Raw genomic sequence first — 21,140 nt, 5'->3', positions numbered from 1 at the left:
CTGCCGCATACTGTCGGGACCATGGAAGGGCAGGGGCATGGCGACGATCGGTGACGTGGCACGGCAGGCGGGGGTGTCTCCGAGCACCGTGTCGTATGTCCTGAGCGGCAAGCGGACGATCTCGGAGGAGACCCGGCAGCGGGTGCTCGCCGCGGTCGAGGTGCTCGGTTACCACCCGCACGCCGGCGCCCGCGCCCTGGCCAGCAACCGGTCCAACGTCATCGCGCTGATCATGCCGCTATACACCGGCCTGTACGTGCCGGTCCTGATGCAGTTCGTGATCTCGGTCGTGACGGCGGCGCGGCGCTTCGACCATGACGTGCTGCTGCTCACCCAGGACGAGGGCGAGCAGGGCCTGGAGCGGGTCGCCGCCAGCTCGCTCGCCGACGCGCTCATCGTGATGGACGTCGAGCTGCACGACCGGCGGCTGCCACGGCTGCGCAGCCTCGGCCGGCCGTCGGTGCTCATCGGCTTCCCCGCCGACGCCAGTGGGCTGACCTGCATCGACCTGGACTTCGCCGCGGCCGGCGCGGCCTGCGTGGATCACCTCGCGGACCTCGGCCACGCGTGTGTCGCGCTGGTCGGCTCGCCGCCGGAGGTGTATGAGCGGGAGCTGGGCTTCGCCAGCCGCACCGCCGCCGGGTTCGACGAGGCGCTGCGCCGGCGGGGGCTGCGCGGCACCACCGTGCCGTGCGAGCCGACCCCGGACGCGGTCCTGGAGACGGTCACCGGGCTGCTGCGCCGCCATCCCGACCTGACGGGTGTGGTGGTGCACAACGAGCCGACGGTGCCGCCGCTGCTGGACGCGTTCGCCGCGCTCGGGCTGCGGGTGCCGCGGGACGTGTCGGTGGTGGCGATCTGCCCCGACGAGGTCGCCGAGCGCGGCAAGCCGCGGCTCACGTCGGTGAGCATCCCGGCCGAGGAGGTCGGGCGGCGCGCGGTCGACCTGCTCATGGCGAAGCTCGACGGCCGGCCGGTGCCGGAGGCGACGCTGCTGCCGCCGGCGTTGACGGTGCGCGACAGCGCCGCCGCGGCCCGCAACACCCGGACCGGGCCGAGGCGGGGCCGATCTCACACCCCGGACAACGCCCTCAGGTCAGCTGCACGGTCACCTGGTCGACGCCCGCGTCGACCTCGATGAGCACGCCGGCGGGGTCGGCGCCCGATGCAGGAGTGAGCCGGCCGGCGTCGACGGCCGCCACCGTCGTGACGCCGGCCAGCTGCACCCGCCAGCGCGCCGATGAACTGCCGCGTCGGCGCGCCTCGACGGTCGTCCCGGCCCGGCGCACCGTGAAGGTGGTGTCGGGCCGGCCCCGCGGTGAAGGGATGTCCACGGTCGTGCCCGCGCCGTCGGGCAGCTCGTAGATCCGCAGGGTGACGCCGTCGGCGTATGGGTAGTCGGGGCGGTCGTCGCACGCGCCGAGCGGCACGACCGAACCGGGCCGGACGAGCACCGGCAGGTCGCCGATTCCGTACCGGCGGCGGATCCAGCCCGGCCCGGCCAGCACCTCCCCGCTGCGCAGGTCGGTCCACCGCCCCGCCGGCAGGTAGAAGGTGACGTCGCCGGTGGCGCTGAACACCGGCGCGACGAGGATGCTGCCGCCGAGCAGGTACTGGCGGTCCAGGTGGGCGCAGGCAGGGTCGTCGGGGAACTCCAGCGCGAGGGGCCGCAGCACCGGCAGGCCCTCGCGGTGCGCGGTGACTGCGGCGCCGTACAGGTACGGCATCAGCCGCGCCTTGAGCCGGGTGTACTCGCGCAGCACGGCGACCGCCTCGGCGCCGAAGTGCCACGGCACCCGGTAGGACTCGTTGCCGTGCAGGCGGCTGTGCGAGGACAGCAGCCCGAACGGGATCCACCTGGTGAACACCGCCGGATCCGGGGTGCCCTCGAACCCGCCGATGTCGTGGCTCCAGAACCCGAAACCGGACCAGGCCAGGGACAGCCCGCCGCGCAGGCTCTCCGCCATCGACTCGAACGTGGCGGCGCAGTCGCCGCCCCAGTGCACCGGGAACTGCTGCCCGCCGGCGGTCGCCGACCGGGCGAACAGGACCGCCTCGCCGTCGCCGCGGTGCTCCCGCAGCACCTCGAAGACCGCCTCGTTGTACAGGTGCGTGTAGTAGTTGTGCATCCGCAGCGGGTCGGCGCCGTCGGCCCAGACCACGTCGGTCGGGATCCGCTCGCCGAAGTCGGACTTGAAGCAGTCGACGCCGAGGTCGAGCAGGTGTTGCAGTTTGCCCTGAAACCAGGCCCGCGCCGCCGGGTCGGTGAAGTCGACCAGGCCCATCCCGGCCTGCCACTGGTCCCACTGCCAGACGTCGCCGTCGTCCCGGCGGACCAGGTAGCCCGCCGCGGCGCCCTCGTCGAACAGCGCGGAGCGCTGCGCGATGTAGGGGTTGATCCACACGCAGATCCGCAGCCCCTTCGCCTTGAGCCGGGCGAGCATGCCGGCCGGGTCGGGGAACGTCACCGGGTCCCACTCGAAGTCGCACCAGTGGAACTCGCGCATCCAGAACGTGTCGAAGTGGAACACCGACAGCGGCAGCCCGCGCTCCGCCATACCGTCCACGATGGACGTCACGGTCGCCTCGTCGTAGGACGTGGTGAACGACGTGGACAGCCACAGCCCGAACGACCAGGCGGGCGGCAGCGCCGGGCGGCCGGTCAGCGCCGTGTACTTGCGCAGCACGTCGCGCGGCGTCGGGCCGTAGATGACGAGGTACGACAGGACCTGGCCGGGGACGCTGAACTGGACCCGCGACACGGCCTCGGAGCCGACCTCGAACGACACCGGGCCCGGGTCGTCGACGAAGACCCCGTAGCCGGCGCTGGTCAGGTAGAACGGCACGTTCTTGTACGCCTGCTCGCTGCTGGTGCCACCGTCGGCGTTCCACACGTCGACCGTCTGGCCGTTCTTGACCACCGGTCCGAAGCGCTCGCCCAGGCCGTACACCACCTCACCGACGCCGAGGTTGAGCTGCTCGCGCAGGAAGTGCCCGTCCGGGGTGCGCAGCGCGGCGAGGGCCTTGGGCGCGCTGGTGGTGAGGATCCGCCCCTCGGCGAGGAAGTCGAGGCGCCACTGCCCGCCGAGCGCGAACCGGGCGCTCAGGGCACCGGCGGTGAACGTGACGGTGTCGTCGTCGCGGGTCACCTTGCCGTCGGCGGCCGGGTCGGCGTCGATGCGGAACCGGGGGCCGCGGGCCCGCCCGCCGGTGTGCCGGCTGACCCGCACCGCGACGACGTCGGGCGCGGGGGTGGTGCAGTCGACCGTGATCAGGGGCGTGTTGAGCGTGTCGCCCCGGCCGGTGACCCGCCGGGTCGGCGCGTACACCGACAGGCTGTTCGCGCCGACGGCCACGTCCCGGACGTGCACGGGGTACAGGGCGTGCACCCCGTCGCGCAGCTGCCAGTACCCGTCGCTGAACTTCATGCACTGCCCCATCGTGTCGAAGCGCTTCGACAGTGGACGCTACGAACCGCTCCCTGGCGTGTCAACCGGGCCCGGCCGCCTCCCAGGCGGGGCGATGAAACTTCTGAAACTTCCATGGCACCTGCCACAATGCTTGTCGTGGCTGTTCCGGATGCGCAGTTCCTGGCGATGGTGGACGAGCTCGCCGAGGTCGAGCGGGCGCACGCCGCGGACTACACGTCGTTCAGCGTGCGCGGCAAACGCTTCGGCTACTACTGGCCCCGCACCCACACCGCCGGGTTGAAGCAGACCATTTCCGAGCAGATCGCCCTCGTCGCCGAGCGCCCCGACGTGTTCGAGATCCAGTTCACGTCCGGCGGTTTCGGCTGGGTGGTCGTGTACCTGCAGAAGATCGACGCCGACGAGCTCACCGAGCTGCTCTACGAGGCGTGGCAGCTGTCGGCACCCGAGTCGCTCGCCGAGGATCACCCGCTGAGGCGCTAGTCTGCGGGCATGTCACTCAGCGCGGAGTTCGACCAGGCCCAGATCGACGTCAAGCAGCTCGACCAGCGCCCCGCCAACGACGTGCTGCTGCGGCTGTACGCGCTGTACAAGCAGGGCACCCACGGCGACGCCGACGGCAAGCGGCCGGGCGTCTTCGACCTGGTGGGCCGGGCCAAGTACGACGCCTGGAAGGCCCTCGCGGGCACCACCCAGGAGGACGCGCAGCGCCAGTACGTCGCCCTCGTGACCGAGCTGCGCGGCTAGTCCTGGTCGGGGCGCTGGCTCCGCTCGCCCAGGACGGTGCGGTAGAGCGACTCGCGCAGGGCCAGCTCGCGCGGGTCGTCCCACAGGTGGAACCCGGCGCGGTTCATAGCGTAGGCGAAGCCGATCCCGGTCTCCGGGTCGGCGAACCCGAACGACCCGCCCGCGCCGGGCGTGCCGAACGCCTGGTCGCCGGCGGCGCCGAAGCGCAGGCGCGGGAACGGTTTGACGTAGCCCAGCGAGAAGATCGTCGGCACCCGCAGCACCACGTCGCGCAGCCCGCCGCTCGGCGGCTCGGCCGGTCGGCGCAGCGCCTCGAGGGTGGCCGGCGTGAGCCCCAGCGTGCCGCCGCCGGTGGCCGCGTCGCCGTAGACGCGGGCGATGGCGCGGACCTCGCCGGTGCCGTTGGCGGCGGGCAGCTCGAGCCGGCGCACCTCGGGCAGGTTGTAGTTGCCGGTCTTCGACAGCACCTTCGGGTTGGCGAACGAGCGGGCGGTGACGCTGCGCGGGTTGAGGAACCCGAACACGAAGCCGCGCGGCATGGTGCCCAGGTGCAGCAGCAGCTCGGCCGGTTGGTACCCGTGGATGAACGCGATCCGCTCGGGGTCCACGGTGTCCGGCACGCCGACGTGGAACTCGGCGTTCAGCGGCGCGGCGATCTCCTCGGCGAAGAACCGGCCGAGGGACCGCTTGGCCGGGTCGACGCGGCGCAGGAGCTCGCCCTCGTACCAGCCGAGCGAGATCGCGTGATACCCGTGCCGGGTTCCCGGCTCCCACGCCGGGCGCTGGTCGGCGAGGGCGTCGGCGACCACGTCGAGGTCGGCGAGGTCGGTGACGGTGAGCGGCCGGTCGATCGCGGCGAGCCCCGCCTGGTGGGCGAGGAGCTGCCGGACGGTCACCGTCTCCTTGCCGTTGCGGGCGAACTCGGGCCAGTACGTGGCGACGGTCGCGTCGTAGTCGATCCAGCCGCGTGCGTGGGCGACCGCGATCGCCAGCCCGGAGACCCCTTTGGTCGTGGAGAACACGGTGACCAGCGTGTCGGGCCGCCACGGTGTGCGGGTGCGGCCGTCGCGGTAGCCGCCCCACAGGTCGACCACCTTGCGGCCGTCGCGGTACACGGCGCAGGCCGCCCCGATCTCGCCGCGCTCGGCGAAGTTGCGGCGGAACGCGTCGGCGACCGGCCCGTAGCCCTCGTCGACGTCACCCTGGACGAGATCGGGCGGGACGTCCACCTTGAACACCATGACGGCCTCCTGCGACACGCCCCGTGGTGCGCCGACCCTACACCATCTTTTGGCACTCTGTGTGCATGATGATCGGGTCGGGTGCCGCCACAGATCCGGGCCGGGATCGTCACGCTGCGATGAACCCGCGATCGTCCTTTCGGCCAGATCTGCCAGGTGACGGCTGCGTCCTGCGCTTGTATGCGGTGATTGGGTCCGAAACGCGCGCGTTGCCGAACTGGGAGTTAGCTGGGAGATTCCCCGAGTCCATCGAGGAACCTTTCGCTGACCTGAAGAGGACTGCATGCAATCACGGGGAATCATCCGGCTCGCCGCGGCGGCCGCCGCCACCGCACTGCTCGTCGGCGGGCTCGGCGCCCCGGCGCACGCGGCCGACCCCTTCCCGGGCGCGCTCCTGCTGCTCGAGGAGCCCGTCTGGGCCGCCGACGCGCCGACCAAGGGCTGCGCGGGCATCGACACCGGCACCGCCGTCGTGGGCAAGGACGGCTGGCTGTTCAGCAAGCCCGAGGGCCGGTACACCGACCTGCAGTACGTCTTCCTGTTCGTCAAGGACGACGGTGAGGACGAGGACGACTTCATCGAGCTGCTCCTCAACGCCGACGGCGTCGCCACGCTGGACGTGAGCGGGATCCCGACGGACCCGGAGAACCCGGAGGCACTGGCCAAGGCCCTCGGCGCCAAGGTCCTGGCGAACAAGAGCGCGGACAAGCTCGAGTTCCCGACCAACCCGGCGCCGGCCGGCGTCACCGGCGCCCTCACCGATGACGGCGGTTGGCTCAGGACCCCGGCCGGCTGGGCCCTGGTCATCGGCGGCGCCTTCACCGACCCGCCGCTCAAGGACGCGACCTTCAACCTGGTCCGGGCCTGCGCCGCGGCCGCCGCGCCGACCTCGAACGCGCCGAGCACCCCCGCCGGCCCCCAGCTGCCGATCACCGGCACCAACGTGTGGGTGCTCAGCGGCGCGGGCGTCGCCCTGATCGCCGTCGGTGCGGTGCTGTTCCTGGCCTACCGCCGCCGGCAGAGCATCAAGTTCGTCGCGTAACCGTTCCCGTTGCAGGGCCGTCGTGCGGGTCTTCCGCGCGGCGGCCCTGCGCCATTCGGGGGCCGAGGCCCGTGCCCGGCTGCGGTGAGCGCAGCAGGACGTCCGTGCCGGCGCACACGGCGGTCACGGTGGTGAGGAACAGCGCCGCCGCCAGCGCAGGATCCGCACCTCCGGGTAGGTCGGCGGCGGGAGCAGGGCGGCGCTCGCGGCGGCCAGGCCGGCGACCGTGGCCACCGACACCTGCGCCAGCCACCGGCTGACGGCGCGGCGGGTCCACCCGAGGGTCACGTCGCGCACGGTCAGCACAACGGCGGTCCCGGCCACGACCGCGGCGGCGGCGACCGTCAGCCACATGGTGCCGAGGTCGAGGGCGTACCGGATGGGCAGCGCCGGCACGAAGAACAGCGTCGCGAACCAGGCGAGGCCGGTCGAGACGGTCCGCACCCCGGGGCCTGCCCCGCGGGGCGCCTTTGTTCTGCGACGGGCGGCGATCCGGGTCACCGCCAGGACGGCTCCGCCACCACCGCGACCGGTAGCAGCCGCGGGACGTGGCCGAAGTTGTAGAGCAGCGCGGTGTCGTACACCACCAGCACCAGCACTCCGAGCGCGGCGGCGGATCCGACGGCCAGCAGCAGGTCCACCGCCGACTCGCGGCGTTGCGGCGGTTCGCGCCACCGGCCGGCGAGCAGGGCGGTGCCGACCCCCGAGAGGCCCCGCAGGATCAGGTCGTCGGTGGTGTACGGGTTGCGCAGTCCCCACTCGACCAGGCCGAACACGACCGAGTACGCGACGCACGCGGCCCACAGCACGGCGGGCGCGGTCAGGGCCCGGGCGCGGACCGGGTCGAGCCAGCGGCACACGCACAGGTAGGCGAGGATCACGAACGGCAGCTCGAGCGCGGCCTGTATCCGCAGCACGCTCGCGGCCAGGAGCTCCGGCGCGGGGAATGCGGCCGCCACCGCCCGCATCACGTCGCCGTCGGCGAGGTCGAACCAGCCGGGCGGGAGGTACCGCGCGATGAAGGCCGGGTCACCGTCGTGGACGCGCAGGACGTACACCGTGAACAGCAGCTGATTGCAGGAGATGGCGGCGACCATGACGGCGAGCCAGCGCCCCGGGCTGCCGCCGGCTTCCGCGTGCCGCGGCCGGGCCCGCAGGGTGAGCGCGATGCCGGCGAGGACGGACCCGACGACCAACCCGTCGACGGCGGCCCCGACGTTGATCATGCCGGAACGATACCGGCGGCCTTCTTGAACGTGCGCTCAATTCCGAACACCGGTGATTTCGCCGATACGGCATGGGCCGCGACCTGCACACACTGACACCCATCGAAGTTACGAAGGTGTTTCGAGAGGAGTGCAGCGTTGCGAACAATCCTGCTCAGGCTGGCCGTCGTCCTCACGCTCATGGGCGGCGGAGTCGCCGCGGTCGCCACCCCGGCGCTCGCTGACGAGATCGGCCAGGCACCCACCGCCTCCAACATCACCGGCAACGGCAGCTTCGCGACCACGTCCGCCAGCATCTCCAGCACGGTCGCCGGCTTCGGCGGCGGCCGCGTGTACTACCCGACGGCCACCGGCACCTACCCGGTGATCGCCATCTCGCCCGGCTTCACCGCCACCTGGTCGAGCCTCTCCTGGATCGGCCCGCGCCTGTCCTCCTGGGGCTTCGTGGTCGTCGGCATCGAGACGAACAGCATCTACGACCAGCCCGGCAGCCGCGGCAACCAGCTGCTCGCCGCGCTGAACTGGGCGGTCAGCTCCTCCCCCACCGCCGTGCGGTCCCGCGTCGACGGCAGCCGCCGCGGCGTGGCCGGCCACTCGATGGGCGGCGGTGGCACCCTGGAGGCGCTCGCCGCCGACACCAGCGGGCTGGTCAAGGCCGGGGTGCCGCTCGCGCCCTGGAACAGCGACAAGACGTGGAACAACGTCAGCGAGCCGGTCCTGATCGTGGGCGGGCAGTCCGACACCATCGCGCCGGTCTCCTCGCACTCGGTGCCGTTCTACAACACCCTGGCGGGGCCGAAGACGTACGTCGAACTGACCGGGGCGAGCCACTTCTTCCCGCAGTCGTCGAACGCCACCACGTCGCGTGCCCTGGTCTCGTGGTTCAAGCGCTGGCTGAACCAGGACTCCCGCTTCACGCCCTTCACCTGCGGCTTCTCCGGTGCCGCGGTGTCGAGCTTCCGCACCAACGCCTGCTGATCGCCCGCGCCGTCCTGTGTCCCCGTCGCTCGTGCGGTCACCCCGTGCGAGCGACGGGGACACGCCCTGAGCGCCGCTACGTTTTCCTTGCACGTCGTTCCTTTGGCTTTGCTGGACTTCTTCCTTATGGCCTTGTTGGCCTTCTTCCTTCGGCTTTGGGGGACTTTGATGGAGGAACGCGCGTTCGCCGCGGCGGTCGCGGAGCAGGCCGGCCTGGGCAAGGAAGAGGCCGCCGACCTCACCCGCGCGACCCTGGAGGCGCTGGGCCACCAGCTCAGCGGCGGCGAGGTGCGCGACCTGGCACTCGACCTGCCCGGCGGGCTCGCGGACAGCCTGCCGCAGCACTCCGGCGGGGCGCACCCGGTGCCGCTGCGGGACTTCGTCCGTCAGGTCAGCGAACGCACCGGCCTCAACGAGGCCGAGGCCAGGCGCGGCGCGCGGGCGGTCCTGACCACCCTGCGGCGGTCCGTGTCCAGCACCCACGTCCAGCACGCGCTCGCCCAGTTGCCGGCGGAGTACCGGCAGTTCGCCTAGCAGGGCTGTAGCCGCCGCAGTTCAGTCGACGCGGTTTGCCCAGCGCCAGTTGGCCAGGAAACCGCCGGCCTGCGAGCCGTAGAAGTAGGCCCACGTGTGGGTGGCGGCGTACGGGCCGATCCGGTCGAAGACGGCCTTGCAGTCCCGGCGGCGGGCGCCGAGGGAGTATGCGATCGCCAGCCAGTTGTCGCACAGGATCGCGTTCGGGTGGCTCGGCGGGCCGAGGGCGCGCCACTTCGCGGCGCACGCGTCGATCTCGCGCTGCACGTCGGGGTCGCGGAAGTACGCGTGGGTCTGCGCGAGGCCCTGCGTCGTCACCTCGCCCCAGGTGTACTCGCGCATCGCATACTCGAAGTGCGCGAACAGCGGCAGCATGGCAACACCCGCGCCGGGTGGGGCGGCGGTGGCGGCGGCCCGGGCGACGGCGAACATGGCGTCGTGGGAGCCGTACCACTTCGCGCAATGGAAATTGACGGCCATGACGTTGAGGCCGAACTCGAACGGGTCCCGGCGCCGGCCCTCCTCCAGCGCCTCGTGAAACCCGTGCTGGTCGCCGCGGGAGAACATGGCGCGGCAGAGGATCGTGCAGGGCGTCGGGTCGGCGCGGTCCAGCTCGACGGCCCGCCGGGCCTGCACCATCGCCAGCTCCGACAGCTCGTCGAAGCGCCGGAACTGCGCCGCGCTGGTGCGGGAGGCCGCGGCGGTGCCACGGGCGTTCTTGGCCCGGGCCGTGAGGGTGGAGGCGCTGACGGTGACGGCGGTCGGGTCGTCGGAGGCCGCGGCCTGCCACGCGTCGAGCCAGGCGCTGTCGGTGGCGGCGTTCGCGCCGAGGACCGCGATGCGGTGCCCGCGCCGCTCCCAGTCGGTGCCGGCGGCCGCGATGACGGCCTGGGCGGGCAGCCAGTAGCCGGCCGCGGCACGGCCCCGCGCGGCGCGCAGCTCGTGGTCGTCGAGGGCGTCGTCCTTGTCAGGTACCGGCGGGACGGGCCCGTGGAAGAACATGCCAAGATCCTATGCGGCTCGGGCCCATCGGCCGCCCGGCTCTCACCCATCTCGCACCGGCTCCGCGTTGCCGTGCCTGCGGGCGTTGCCGTGCCCGCGGGCGTTGCTGTGCCCGCGGGCGTTGCTGTGCCCGCGGGCGTCGCCGGGCCGGTGTGAGACGGGTGAGGGCGGGTAGGGGCACGGCAGCCAGCACGCGAGAGGGAGTACGCATCATGAGCGAGGACCCGATCATCTCCGGTGTACCCGCGGCGGCCCGGACCGTCGAGCCGGGCGGGCGGCCGGTCAAGGTCCGCACGGGGGCGGATCAGCAGTGGGACCCTGAGGACCTGGCCGTGGCCGAGGGCAGGGACCCGACCCCGGCGAACGTCGAGCGCAGCCGGCGCAAGCTGGAGGAACTGGGGCCGGCAGCGATCGAGCGGACGGTGCCCTAGCGCCGGGCCAGGCACCGCGACCGTCACCCCGGCAGGGACGCACAGTCCGGGCACGCACCTCGATGTGCGCACCCGGACCGTGGACTGTGCGGCGGGACGGTCGTCAGCTCGACACGAATGCCCGCACCTGGGAAAGAATCGACGTGTCGGTCAGGTAGGTGAGATGGTTCTCGCAGGCCACGTACGTGTTCGTGGCCCCGCTGAGGACCGTGCTCGTGTAGGGCAGGATCACCCCGTCGCACGGTGAGTACCAGGTCCGGTAGACGACGCTGCCGGGCGTCTCGTCACCGGCGGACAGGGTCGCGATGAACAGCGACCCCGGGTACATCTGCTGGCACGTCACGAAGACCAGACACGCCCCGGCCGCCGTCGTGCCATGGTTGGCACCGGCAAGCGACGCGAGGTGCGCGACGTTGGCCGTGCCGCCCAGCTGCTTCAGGTACCACAGACTGACCAGCCCACCCATCGAGTGGTTGACGATGTCGACCTTTGACGCCCCGGTCTGCGCCTTGACCCGCGCCACGAACGTGGCAAGCCCCTGCGCGTTGGTGACGTTGCTGCCGTAGGAGTTGTACTCGTACGCGAACAGCTCACTGCTGCTGTACCCGGCAGCCCTGAACACCGACTGGGCAGTCACCCAGTTCGACGCACTACCGGTATAACCATGAACGAACACCACCGGCCGCCGCGCGGCGGCGTGAGCACCGGCAACCGGCCCAGCAACGACGAACGCCGCGCAGGCCAGCAGAAGCACGAGAATCCGACGCATGGAATCTCCGATCAGCGTTTCAACGGGGGTACGACCCGGCGGAGGCCGCACCCCGAAGCCTGCCGACCCACCCACCCATCACGCATCGGTGGAATCGCCTGCGTCACGACTCCGTCACCACCGTCACCGGCCCCGAACCACCGATCGACCGCCAACCACCTCACCTCCCCCCACCATCCAGGCACCGCCCCCGCAGCCCACTCACGCCAAACCCCAGACCCACACCACCGCCCCCGGCGCAACGGCAGGCCCGACCGTCCCAACCGGCCACGCCCAAACCGCCAGCGCACCACCCACCAGGCACAACCAGCACCGCCCAGTCAGCCGCGCACAGTCAGCCGCGCACAGTCAGCCGCGCACAGTCAGCCGCGCACAGTCAGCCGCGCACAGTCAGCCGCGCACAGTCAGCCGCGCACAGTCAGCCGCGCACAGTCAGCCGCGCACAGTCGGCACCGCACAGTCGGCACCGCACAACCAGCAGCCAACAGTCAGCCGCGCACAACCGCGACGCACAACCCGTCAGGCACAATCGGCACTGCGCAGCTGGCCCGCATAACCGGCCAGACATAGCCGGCCAGACATAGCCGGCACCGCACAGCCGGCCGCGCACAAACCGCACCGCGCAGTCAGCCGCGCACAACCACGACGCACAACCCGCCAGGCACAATCAGCACCACGCAGCTGGCCCCCGCACAACCAGCCGGACATAGCCGGCCAGCCATAGCCGACACCGCACAGCCGGCCGCGCACAACCGCACCGCGCACAACCACGACGCACAACCCGCCAGGCACAACCGGCACCGCACAGCTGGCCAGGCACAACCGGGCAGTGTGCAACCGCAGCACGGCACCACCGGACGGACCGCCGCCGTGGACGTGACCTGCCCATGACCGACCTCGACGGCACGGAGGCCCTCTCGGCCACCCGCCGATGAGCCGGGCCAAGCAAGGACACACACGTGCCACGCAGGCGGTCAAACGCCGTTCACGTCGTGAGGCACCTGCCGCTGGACGCTGCCACGCAGATCCGTGACGGACGGGACCTCGCTGGCTCGGATCTCGTCGCCGCTGCGGCCGCGTCCGCAGGTTGCCACAGCGACCGGACTCCACGTGCGCGGACACGGGCACCGGGTCCGTCAACACCCAAAGCGCAGACGCCGCCGCAGGCTCGGATCCTGCTGCCCCGCACGCGGACGTCACTGCCCCGGGTGCCGACGCCACCCCAGACGGAGGTATCGAACCTGCCCGGCGCCGCGAAGCCAGTCGCAGGCTCAGTTGCCGCTGCGGCGATATACGGCGCGGAATGGGGCGCGTCGTCCGGCACCTGCTGGCACACACCCGGCGACGATCGGGCGGACCGAGCCCAGGCCGCCGTGGACATCGGCGCCCAACCCGTTGGCGCGGCGGGCACCGGCACGGCCAGCCCCAGTTCAGCGGGCCTTGGCCGCCATGGCGTCGCCCGTGCCACAACAGTCAGCTCCGGTGGCGGCAGTGGCGTTGGGGACATCACTGGCGGCGGCAGCAACGGCGGCTGTGTCGACGACATCGGCGGCGGCGACAGCGACGGCCGTGGCGGCGACAGTGGCGGCGGCGACAGCGACGACAGCGACGACAGCGACGACAGCGACGACAGCGACGACAGCGACGACAGCGACGACGGCGACGACAGCGGCGACAGTGGCGGCGGCGACAGCGACGACGGCGGTGGTGGTGACGGTGACGGTGACGGTGGTGCCGACAACGACACTGGCGAGGGCGGTGGCGATAACGACGGCGGCGGTGACAGCGGCGGTGGCGACAGCGACGGCCGTGGCGGCGACAGTGGCGGCGGCGGTGCCGACGACGACGGCGGCGGCGACAGTGGCGGTGGCGACAGCGACGACGGCGGCGACAGTGGTGGCGGCAGCGGCAGCGGTGCCGACACCGACGCTGACGACGGCGCCGGTGGTGGTGACACTGGCGGTGCCGGTGTCGACGACGGCTGCGACCGCACCGAAGGCGGCGACGCCGCCAACGACGACCGCGACGGTGTGGGTGCCGGCTCGCGTGTGGGCATCAGCTCAGGCGAGTCCAGCTCCGCCAACAACCGGGCCGACTTCAGCCGCGCCAGTTTCGTCGCGTGACGGGCCGCCAGCCCGTGCCGGCGGGCCTCCGCGAACTCCGCCCTGGCCCGCAGCTTCTCCTCACGATGGCGCTGTCGCTCGGCCCGCGCTGCGGCGAAACGCGCGTCCCAATCGATCGATTCGAACGACACGAACGAGCCGGAATCCGGTGCGTCCAAAGAAAAGCAGGGCCGTGGCACGTGCCGCCTCCCCCCGGTAGGCGCTACCCCTCCATCCTCAAGCCCGCACACCCCCGTGTCCAGCCCGACCGTAGGGTCAGCACCACCAGTGACAGGCACGTTACCGGGCTGGTTGAGGGATCGGCGCGCTTCGTAGCGTGGGGATTCGTTGGTACTGCTACTGGGGGGTGTCGTGAACAGAAGAGGGTACGGGGCGGTGGTGGTCGCCGTGGCGGTGCTGCTGTCCACTGTGGGCAGTGGGGTGGCGCACGCGGGCAGGGGCGGGGATCGGTGGCGGTTGCAGGGCGCGCTGGACGATCTGCGGGAGCTGGGGGTGGTGGGCGCGCAGGGGCAGGTGTCGGCCGGGGCGGGCAGCGTGACGGCGCGCAGCGGGGTTGCCGACCGGGCGACCGGGGTGCCGATGCCGAGGGTGGGGGCGTTCCGGATCGGTAGCGACACCAAGACGTTCGTGTCGGTGGTGGTGTTGCAGCTGGTCGGCGAGCGCAGGTTGGCGCTGGACGACACGGTCGAGCGGTGGCTGCCGGGGGTGGTGGCCGGCAACGGCAACGATGGCCGGCGGGTCACGGTGCGGCAGCTGCTGCAGCACACCAGCGGCATCGCCAACTACACCGATGACATGGTGGCGCTGGCGACCGAGGAGGGGTTCCTGGCGCACCGGTTCGACCACTACGAGCCGGCGGACCTCGTCGCGATGGCGATGCGGCATGAGCCGGTGCCGCACTGGCACTACAGCAACACCAACTATGTACTGGCCGGCATGATCGTCAAGGCGGTGACCGGGCAGTCGTGGGCGGAGCAGGTGCGGCGGCGGATCCTGGGGCCGCTCGGGATGCGGGACACGTTCTTCCCCGGCGACGAGGCGAGCCTGCCGCCGCGGGCGGCGCGCGCGTATCAGCAGTTCGGGGCCGGTGCGGCGCTTGTGGACGTCACCGAGTTCAACGCTACCGCGGCCGACGCGTCCGGTGGGCTGGTGAGCACGACCGCTGACCTGGACCGGTTCTGGCGGGCGATGCAACAGGGGCGGCTGTTGCGGCCGGCCCAGCAGGCCGACCTGCACCGCACCGTGCTCGCCGAGGGCTATCAGGACATCCGGCATGGCATCGGGTACGGGCTGGGCATCTTCCACGTGCCGAACCGCTGCGGCGGGTACTGGGGGCACCCCGGCGACGTACCCGGCACCAGCACGTTCACCGCGGTGCGGGATGACGGCATGAAGGCGGTCGTGGTGTACCGGACGACCGCGCTGGCCGACGGTGCGGCGAGCGATGCCCGGGTCATGGGACTGGTCGACGACGTCATGTGCGACCCGGCGGCAAGCGGCTGAAGCGCAAACGGCTGAGGCGAAAGCGGCTGAGGCGAAAGCGGCTGAGGCGAAAGCGGCTGAGGCGAAAGCGGCTGAGGCGAAAGCGGCTGAGGCGAAAGCGGCTGAGGCGAAAGCGGCTGAGGCGAAAGCGGCTGAGGCTCAGGACACCACCTTCGCCAGTTCGGTCCGGGAGCGGACGCCGAGGCGGGTGAAGATGTTGCGCAGGTGGTGGTCGACGGTGCGGGGGCTGAGAAACAGCACCTCGGCGACCTCGCGGTTGGTCGCGCCGCCGGCCACCAGCTCCGCGATGCGGGCCTGCTGCGCGGTCAGGGCCGCCCGGGCCTCCTCGACCGGGGTCACGTGGTCGCCGGCGGCGCGCAGTTCCGCGGCGGTGCGCTGGGCCCACGGCGCCGCGCCGAACTGTTCGAAGGTGGCCAGGGCGCGGCGCAGGTGTTCGCGGGCCGCGGCCGGGTGGCGGCGGCGGCGCAGTTCCTCGCCGTAGAGCAGCTCGGTGCGGGCCCGCGCGAACGGCGAGTCGCCGGCAAGGTGCAGGCGGATCGCAGAACGGAACCGCTCGTCGGCCTCGTCCTCGGTGTCGGCGAGCAGTGCGTGGCAGCGGGCCGACAGTGCCAGCCAGGTCGGGTTCGCCGTGCTGGAGGCCCACAGGTCGTAGGCCCACAGGATGTCGCGGGCCGGGGCGCGGTCGCCGCAGCGGGCGACGGCCTCGACCAGCGTCGGGGTCGCGGGGATCTGCACGCCGAGGTGCCCGCGGCCGCCGGCGGTGCGCATGACGCCCCACAGGCGGCCGGCGGCGTCGGCGTACCGGCCCTCGGCGACGTCGAGCAGGGCCGCGGCCCAGACGCACATCGCGCGGGCCTGGCTGTCGACGTCGACGCCGGCCCTGGCCCGGCAGCGGCGCGCCCACGCCTGGCTGGCGGGGCCGTCGCCGAGCATGCCGAGCACCACGGCGAGGATGCCGCGGCAGTTGTCGGCGACGGCGTCCTGCCCGGTGGCGGCGGCGAGCCGCTGGCCCTCGGTGGCGGTCGCCACGGCGAGGTCGAGGTCGCCGAGCGCGAACGCGGCCGTGGCGGCCAGGTCGAGGGCGTGCGGCACGCTGGCCCGGTCACCGGCGCCGCCGGCCAGTCTGGCGGCGCGCACGGCCAGCCGGTACGCCTGCTGGTCCTCGCCGATGAGAATGCCGGCGGCGGCGGCGCGTACCAACGTCGGAGGGTCATCGACGGCGGCCGCGAGGTGCAGGACCCGCCGGAGTGGTTCGACCCCGCGGGACGGGTCGCCGGAGAAGAGCGCGGACACCCCCGTGAGGTGTTCGAAGAGCAGCACGGCGGCGACCGGGTCGTCGGGGCGCCGCAGCCGCAGCGCCCGTCCGGCCAGCGCGGTGAACTGGTCGTGCCGGCCGGTCGCGAGGAGCGCCTCGCCGGCCAGCATGAGCGCGCCGAGGCTGCGCTGCCGGTCCCGGGCGATCAGTCGGCCCGCCGCGGCGATGAGGGTGTGCTGCTCGCCGCCGCTCGCGCCGGTCCGCAGGTCGATCTCGCCGAGCAGCAACTCCCGTTCCGCTTGCAGATGCTCCGGTACGCCCGGCGCAAACACCGACCGCAACAGCATCCGCGCCTGGTGTGGCTCACCGCCCCGCCACGCCAGCCGGGCCGCGGCGAGCGTCCGGGATGCGGCCAGGACGGGTGCGCTGGTGAGGGCGGCGGCGTGCCGCAGCGCGGTCGCGGCCAGGGCGGGTGGCACCGCGGCGGCGGCCCCGGCCAGGACGCCGGCGAGGGCGTCGTCGGGGCCGTCGGCGACCGCGGCCAGATGCAGCGCCGCGGTCAGCACCGCGCCAGGATCCCCAGAAGCCGGCACGCCCGGCATCACGGAAGGCACCGCGGGAGGCACCGCGGGAGGCACCGCGCCGGGCATCACGCCGGACTCTCCGGAAGCAGGCGCCGCGGAAGGCACCGCGCCAGGCACCGCGCCAGGCACCGCGCCAGGCACCGCGGGAGGCATCACGGAAGGCACCGCGGGAGGCACCGCGCCAGGCATCACGGAAGGCACCGCGGGAGGCACCGCGGGAGGCACCACGCCGGGCATCACGCCGGGCATCACGCCGGGCATCACGCCGGGCATCACGCCGGGCATCACGCCGGACTCTCCGGAAGCAGGCGCCCCGGAAGGTACCGCGGAAGGTGTCTCCGAATGCAGCACGGCCGGCGCCCCAGGAGGCCGCGCGGCCGGCACACAGAAAGACAGGCCGGAAGACAGGCCGGACGGCGGACCGGACGGCAGGCCGGCGAGGAGGCGGTGGGCGGCGTGCCGTTCGGCGAGGGCTGCCTCGGCGTACAGGATCGGGGCGAACAGCGGCGGCACGAACCGGACCCGGCCGGCGTCGACGTGCACCAGGTCGGCCCGTTCGGCGGCGGACAGGTCGGCGGGGCGGTGGCCGGCCGCGAGGAGCACAGACACGTCGCAGCCCGGCCGGCCGCCCGGTGACCGGGGCGCGGTCAGCGCGGCCGCCGCCGCCAGCAGCAGCACCCGGCGGGTCGGGTCGGGCAGCGCGCGCAGCACGGCCCGGTACTCCCGGCGCAGCGGGCTGTCGCGCGGCAGTGTGTCCGGCGGTGCGGCCTGGCCGTGGCGTTGCTCGGCGTCCAGCGCGGCGGCCAGCTCCACCAGGGCGCGCGGGTTCCCGCCGGCCATGCCCGCCAGAACCCCGGCGACGTCGCCGGCGAGGTCCGGCACCGCGTCGGTGAGCAGGTCGCGGCTGTCGCGCAGGTCGAGGGGGGCGAGCCGGCGATACGGCAGGCCGGCCAGCGCCGCCTCGCTGCCCGCGCCCGACGGGGTGTCGCGCAGCGCGAACAGCAGCGCGACCCGGTCGCCGCCGGCGCGCCGGGCGGCCAGGGCGAGGGCGTCCAGCGACGGGCGGTCCAGCCACTGGGCGTCGTCGATGCGGCACACCACCGGGCCGCGGGCCTTGCCGCCCAGGCCACGCAGGGCGGCAAGGGTGGCAAGACCCACGGCCAGCCGGTCCGGCATCGCGCCGTCATGACGAGCGGCCCCGTCACAGCCAAAGCCAGGAACCCGGCCGGCGAGCAGCCGGTGCAGCCCCGCGTACGGCAGCAAGGTCTCCGCCGGGCACCCCGAGACGGTCAGCTCGACCGCCGGCGCGAGGACCGCACCGGCGAGCAGCGCGGTCCGGCCGATCCCGACCGGACCGGCGACGACCAGCGCTCCCCCACGCCCGTCGGCGGTGGCGGCGAGCAGGGTCGCGATGGCGGCACGGTCGGCGTCGCGGCCTCGCAACGAAACTTTCTGCACGGTCGATGCACTAACCATGTCGCCAGTGTTACGTGTCAGTAACACCAATGGAAGAGGCTCGTTGTGACACGACGGAACGCCGCAGCTCCCGCTTCAGCACCTTGTGGCTCGGCCCGAGCGGCAGGGAGTCCACGAACCGGACCTCGCGCGGGTACTTGTGCCGCCCAAGCCGCGACCGGGACCACGCGATGAGCTCATCAGCAACAAGCGGCGACGACGCGACGACCACCGCGCAGATCTCCTCGCCGTGCACCGGGTCCGGCACGCCGATCACCGCGACCTGCGCGACCGCGGGATGCCGGGCCAGGACCTCCTCGACCTCGCGTGGGTACACGTTGAAGCCGCCCCGGATGACGATGTCCTTCTTGCGATCCACGATCGTGACGCGCCCGGACGGATCACGGGTGCCGAGGTCGCCGGTGCGGAACCACCCGTCGACGACCGCGAGGGCCGTGTCCGACGGGCGGTTCAGGTACCCGGCGAACACGTTGTGCCCCCGGACGACGATCTCACCCAGCGACCCCGGCGGGAGCAGCTCGATGCGGTCGTCGACCTCGGCGCGGGCCACCTCGACCTCGACCCCCCAGATGGCGTGCCCGACCGTCCCGGCCAGGGTGCCGAAGCCGGGCTGGTTGGTGGTGGCGGTCGGGGAGGTCTCCGACAGCCCGTACCCCTCGTAGATCGACGTCGAGAACGCGGCGTTGAACCGCTCCAGGACCGGCACGGGCAGGGAGGCTCCGCCGGAGATGCACAACCGCAGGCGCGGCAGCTCACCGAAGGCCGGGGCCGCGTCGAGCAGCGCCAGGTACATGGTGGGCACGCCGTGGAACACGTCGACCCCCTCCCGGACCATCACCTCCAGGGCCGCCGCACCGGTGAAGCGGGCCAGCATGACCAGGGTCGCGCCGAGCCGGAAGGTGCCGTTCATCCCGACCGTCTGCCCGAAGGTGTGGAACAGCGGCAGGCAGCCGAGCACCACGTCGGTGGACCGGGCGTCGTTGGCGTCGAAGACGTTGACGGTCGCGTTCATCACCAGGTTCAGGTGCGTCAGCACGGCACCCTTGGGTTGTCCGGTGGTGCCGCTGGTGTACAGCACGACCGCCGGATCTGCCGGGTCCCGCGACGCGTAGGACCGCAGCGGCGCGGCCCCCGTGAGGTCCGACGGCGCGACGACCGGGATGCCGGCGAGCGCGGCGGCCTCGGTCCCGGTCGCGGCCACGGCGGCGTGGCAGATCAGCACCCGGGCGCCGCTGTCGCGCAGGGTGTAGGCGACCTCCGGGGCGGTCAGCAGCAGGTGCACGGGCACGACGACGGCGCCGAGTGCGAGGGCCCCGTAGTACGCGCGCGGGAAGTCGACCGTGTTCGGGCACTGCAGCGCGACCCGGTCGCCGGGGCGCACCCCGAGGTCGCGCAGGGCGCCCGCGACCTCCAGGGCCTCGCGCCACAGTGAGTCATAGCTGACCCGCGAAGCGCCGTCCACGACGGCGATGCGCTGGGGGTACCGCCGCGCAGACTCGGCCAGCACGGCCGCCAGCGACAAGGTGGCGCTCATGCCGCCATCTCCGCTGCGCTCCGACGACGGCCTGAGCCCCAAAGCACTGTGCCCCTGGATCGCGGGTCCTCGCTCCGCTGCGGCCCGCTCATGCGAGGTGCCCGCCGATCTGGGTGAAGCCGCGCAACAGGTCCCGCGCGATGATCATGCGCTGCATCTCGTCGGTGCCCTCGAAGATCCGCAGCAGCCGGACGGATCGGTACCAGCGCTCGATCGGCAGTTCGCGGGTGTACCCCATGCCGCCGTGGATCTGCATGACCCGGTCGACGACGTTGTTGACCATGTTCGCGCCGTAGAGCTTCGCCATCGACGAGGCGTGCCGGGGGTCGATGCCCTGATCGACGGTCCAGGCGGCGCGGAGCACGAGCCAGCGGGCCGCCTCCAGCTCCACCTCGGAGTCCGCGATCATCCACTGGATGGCCTGGTTCTGCCCGATCGGCCGGCCGAACGTGTGCCGGGTGTTGGCGTGCTCGATCGCCATGCGCAGCGCGCGTTCGGCGATGCCCAGGGCGTGCGAGGGGATGATGTAGCGACCCTTGCCGATCCAGCGCATCGCGAGGTCGAAGCCCTGGCCGAGCTCCCCGAGGATGTTGCGGGCGGGCACGCGGACGTCGTCGAAGACCAGCGCCGCGGGACCGCCCTCACCCATCGTCTGGATGTGCGACGAGCGCCAGCCCATCGCCCGGTCGACGAGGAACGCGGTGGCGCCGCCCGCGCGGACGTCCCGGTCCTTGTCGGTGACCGCGATGACGATGGTGAAGTCGGCGTCGTTGCCGTTGGTGATGAACGTCTTCTCGCCGGACAGCAGCCAGTCGTCGCCGTCGCGGCGGGCGCTGAACGTGATGTTCGCCGCGTCGGAGCCCGCGCCCGGTTCGGTGATCGCGAAGCAGGAGACGCGTTCGCCCTCGATCGTCGGCACCAGATATTCGCGGCGCTGCGACTCGTCGGCGAAGTACAGGATGTTGTCGGCCTCGCCGCCGAAGCGGAACGGCACGAACGACCGGCCGACCTCGGTCCACACCAGGGACTGCAGCACCGCGGGGAGGTCCATCCCGCCGTACTCCTCGGGGGTGGACAGGCCCCAGAACCCGAACTGTTTCGCCTTGAGCTGCAGCTCGCGCAGCTCGCTGCGGTCCAGCCCGGGCTGGTGCCGGCGCTCGCGGCGCAGCACCTCCTGTTCGAGGGGCTCGACCTCCTTGTGGATGAAGGCCCGGGCGGTGTCCCGGATCGCCTTCTCCTCGTCGCTGAGCGAGAAATCCATCGCAAC

General features: G+C 72.7%; 18 protein-coding genes. 9 read left to right on the top strand and 9 right to left on the bottom strand.

Annotated features, from left to right (window positions below; translation table 11 throughout):
- Nucleotides 1-37: 37 nt before the first annotated feature.
- Nucleotides 38-1,141 carry a LacI family DNA-binding transcriptional regulator gene (locus ACFPIJ_RS60990; RefSeq protein ID WP_380128732.1) on the top strand — a complete coding sequence of 368 codons (1,104 nt, stop codon included), beginning with the start codon at nucleotides 38-40 and terminating at the stop codon, nucleotides 1,139-1,141.
- Here the strand turns inward: ACFPIJ_RS60990 and yicI are convergent.
- Complete coding sequence (gene yicI, locus ACFPIJ_RS60985; RefSeq protein ID WP_380128730.1) at nucleotides 1,092-3,428, bottom strand: alpha-xylosidase; 2,337 nt, start codon at nucleotides 3,426-3,428, stop codon at nucleotides 1,092-1,094. The two genes, ACFPIJ_RS60990 and yicI, sit on opposite strands and share 50 nt — an antisense overlap.
- A gap of 138 nt (nucleotides 3,429-3,566) precedes the next feature.
- Between yicI and ACFPIJ_RS60980 the strand changes: the two genes are divergently transcribed.
- Both ACFPIJ_RS60980 and ACFPIJ_RS60975 read left to right on the top strand, forming a co-directional pair.
- Nucleotides 3,567-3,911 (top strand): MmcQ/YjbR family DNA-binding protein, encoded by a 345-nt coding sequence (locus ACFPIJ_RS60980; protein ID WP_380128729.1) that lies wholly within the window; start codon nucleotides 3,567-3,569, stop codon nucleotides 3,909-3,911.
- A gap of 9 nt (nucleotides 3,912-3,920) precedes the next feature.
- Nucleotides 3,921-4,175, top strand: a complete 255-nt coding sequence (locus ACFPIJ_RS60975; protein WP_380128728.1) for an acyl-CoA-binding protein — start codon at nucleotides 3,921-3,923, stop codon at nucleotides 4,173-4,175.
- Here ACFPIJ_RS60975 and ACFPIJ_RS60970 read toward each other — a convergent pair.
- Nucleotides 4,172-5,416 (bottom strand): serine hydrolase domain-containing protein, encoded by a 1,245-nt coding sequence (locus tag ACFPIJ_RS60970; protein ID WP_380128727.1) that lies wholly within the window; start codon nucleotides 5,414-5,416, stop codon nucleotides 4,172-4,174. The two genes, ACFPIJ_RS60975 and ACFPIJ_RS60970, sit on opposite strands and share 4 nt — an antisense overlap.
- A 283-nt stretch (nucleotides 5,417-5,699) precedes the next feature.
- Between ACFPIJ_RS60970 and ACFPIJ_RS60965 the strand changes: the two genes are divergently transcribed.
- Nucleotides 5,700-6,458 (top strand): LPXTG cell wall anchor domain-containing protein, encoded by a 759-nt coding sequence (locus ACFPIJ_RS60965; RefSeq protein ID WP_380128726.1) that lies wholly within the window; start codon nucleotides 5,700-5,702, stop codon nucleotides 6,456-6,458.
- A gap of 123 nt (nucleotides 6,459-6,581) precedes the next feature.
- Here ACFPIJ_RS60965 and ACFPIJ_RS60960 read toward each other — a convergent pair whose 3' ends face one another.
- Nucleotides 6,582-6,902, bottom strand: coding sequence for a hypothetical protein (locus ACFPIJ_RS60960; protein WP_380128725.1), 321 nt, complete (start codon nucleotides 6,900-6,902; stop codon nucleotides 6,582-6,584).
- 53 nt (nucleotides 6,903-6,955) lie between these two features.
- Nucleotides 6,956-7,684, bottom strand: a complete 729-nt coding sequence (locus ACFPIJ_RS60955) for a hypothetical protein (protein WP_380128724.1) — start codon at nucleotides 7,682-7,684, stop codon at nucleotides 6,956-6,958.
- Between the two features lie 138 nt (nucleotides 7,685-7,822).
- On the opposite strand from ACFPIJ_RS60955, the gene ACFPIJ_RS60950 reads away from it, so the two are divergent.
- Nucleotides 7,823-8,662 carry an alpha/beta hydrolase family protein gene (locus ACFPIJ_RS60950; RefSeq protein ID WP_380128723.1) on the top strand — a complete coding sequence of 280 codons (840 nt, stop codon included), beginning with the start codon at nucleotides 7,823-7,825 and terminating at the stop codon, nucleotides 8,660-8,662.
- Nucleotides 8,663-8,830: 168 nt separating this feature from the next.
- Nucleotides 8,831-9,196 (top strand): DUF2267 domain-containing protein, encoded by a 366-nt coding sequence (locus ACFPIJ_RS60945; protein ID WP_380128722.1) that lies wholly within the window; start codon nucleotides 8,831-8,833, stop codon nucleotides 9,194-9,196.
- Between the two features lie 21 nt (nucleotides 9,197-9,217).
- Here ACFPIJ_RS60945 and ACFPIJ_RS60940 read toward each other — a convergent pair whose 3' ends face one another.
- Nucleotides 9,218-10,198, bottom strand: a complete 981-nt coding sequence (locus ACFPIJ_RS60940) for a hypothetical protein (RefSeq protein ID WP_380128721.1) — start codon at nucleotides 10,196-10,198, stop codon at nucleotides 9,218-9,220.
- Nucleotides 10,199-10,410: 212 nt separating this feature from the next.
- Here ACFPIJ_RS60940 and ACFPIJ_RS60935 point away from each other — a divergent pair, with 212 nt between their 5' ends.
- Entirely contained in the window at nucleotides 10,411-10,629 is a 219-nt protein-coding gene (locus ACFPIJ_RS60935; protein WP_380128720.1) for a hypothetical protein, read from the top strand.
- A gap of 103 nt (nucleotides 10,630-10,732) precedes the next feature.
- On the opposite strand, the gene ACFPIJ_RS60930 is transcribed toward ACFPIJ_RS60935, so the two are convergent.
- Nucleotides 10,733-11,398, bottom strand: coding sequence for an esterase/lipase family protein (locus ACFPIJ_RS60930; protein WP_380128719.1), 666 nt, complete (start codon nucleotides 11,396-11,398; stop codon nucleotides 10,733-10,735).
- 1,373 nt (nucleotides 11,399-12,771) lie between these two features.
- Here ACFPIJ_RS60930 and ACFPIJ_RS60925 point away from each other — a divergent pair.
- Nucleotides 12,772-13,521 carry a hypothetical protein gene (locus ACFPIJ_RS60925; RefSeq protein WP_380128718.1) on the top strand — a complete coding sequence of 250 codons (750 nt, stop codon included), beginning with the start codon at nucleotides 12,772-12,774 and terminating at the stop codon, nucleotides 13,519-13,521.
- A 351-nt stretch (nucleotides 13,522-13,872) separates the two neighbouring features.
- The gene (locus ACFPIJ_RS60920; protein WP_380128717.1) at nucleotides 13,873-15,024 is read left to right on the top strand and encodes a serine hydrolase domain-containing protein; all 1,152 of its coding nucleotides are present in this window, start codon (nucleotides 13,873-13,875) and stop codon (nucleotides 15,022-15,024) included.
- Between the two features lie 138 nt (nucleotides 15,025-15,162).
- Here the strand turns inward: ACFPIJ_RS60920 and ACFPIJ_RS60915 are convergent, their stop codons facing one another.
- The 3 genes from ACFPIJ_RS60915 to ACFPIJ_RS60905 form a co-directional block, all read right to left on the bottom strand.
- A complete protein-coding gene (locus ACFPIJ_RS60915) occupies nucleotides 15,163-18,339 on the bottom strand; it encodes a LuxR C-terminal-related transcriptional regulator (protein ID WP_380128716.1) in 3,177 nt (1,058 codons plus the stop codon).
- Between the two features lie 10 nt (nucleotides 18,340-18,349).
- Nucleotides 18,350-19,873: a long-chain-fatty-acid--CoA ligase gene (locus tag ACFPIJ_RS60910; protein ID WP_380128715.1), complete on the bottom strand. Its 1,524-nt coding sequence runs from the start codon at nucleotides 19,871-19,873 to the stop codon at nucleotides 18,350-18,352.
- An 88-nt stretch (nucleotides 19,874-19,961) separates the two neighbouring features.
- Nucleotides 19,962-21,134, bottom strand: coding sequence for an acyl-CoA dehydrogenase family protein (locus tag ACFPIJ_RS60905; RefSeq protein ID WP_380128714.1), 1,173 nt, complete (start codon nucleotides 21,132-21,134; stop codon nucleotides 19,962-19,964).
- Nucleotides 21,135-21,140: the final 6 nt, after the last annotated feature.

Origin of the sequence: Dactylosporangium cerinum (assembly GCF_042653625.1) — a bacterium.
Taxonomy (GTDB): Bacteria; Actinomycetota; Actinomycetes; order Mycobacteriales; family Micromonosporaceae; genus Dactylosporangium; species Dactylosporangium cerinum.
The sequence above is the reverse complement of the archived record's forward strand: the minus strand, read 5'-3'. Positions and strand labels throughout refer to the sequence as shown.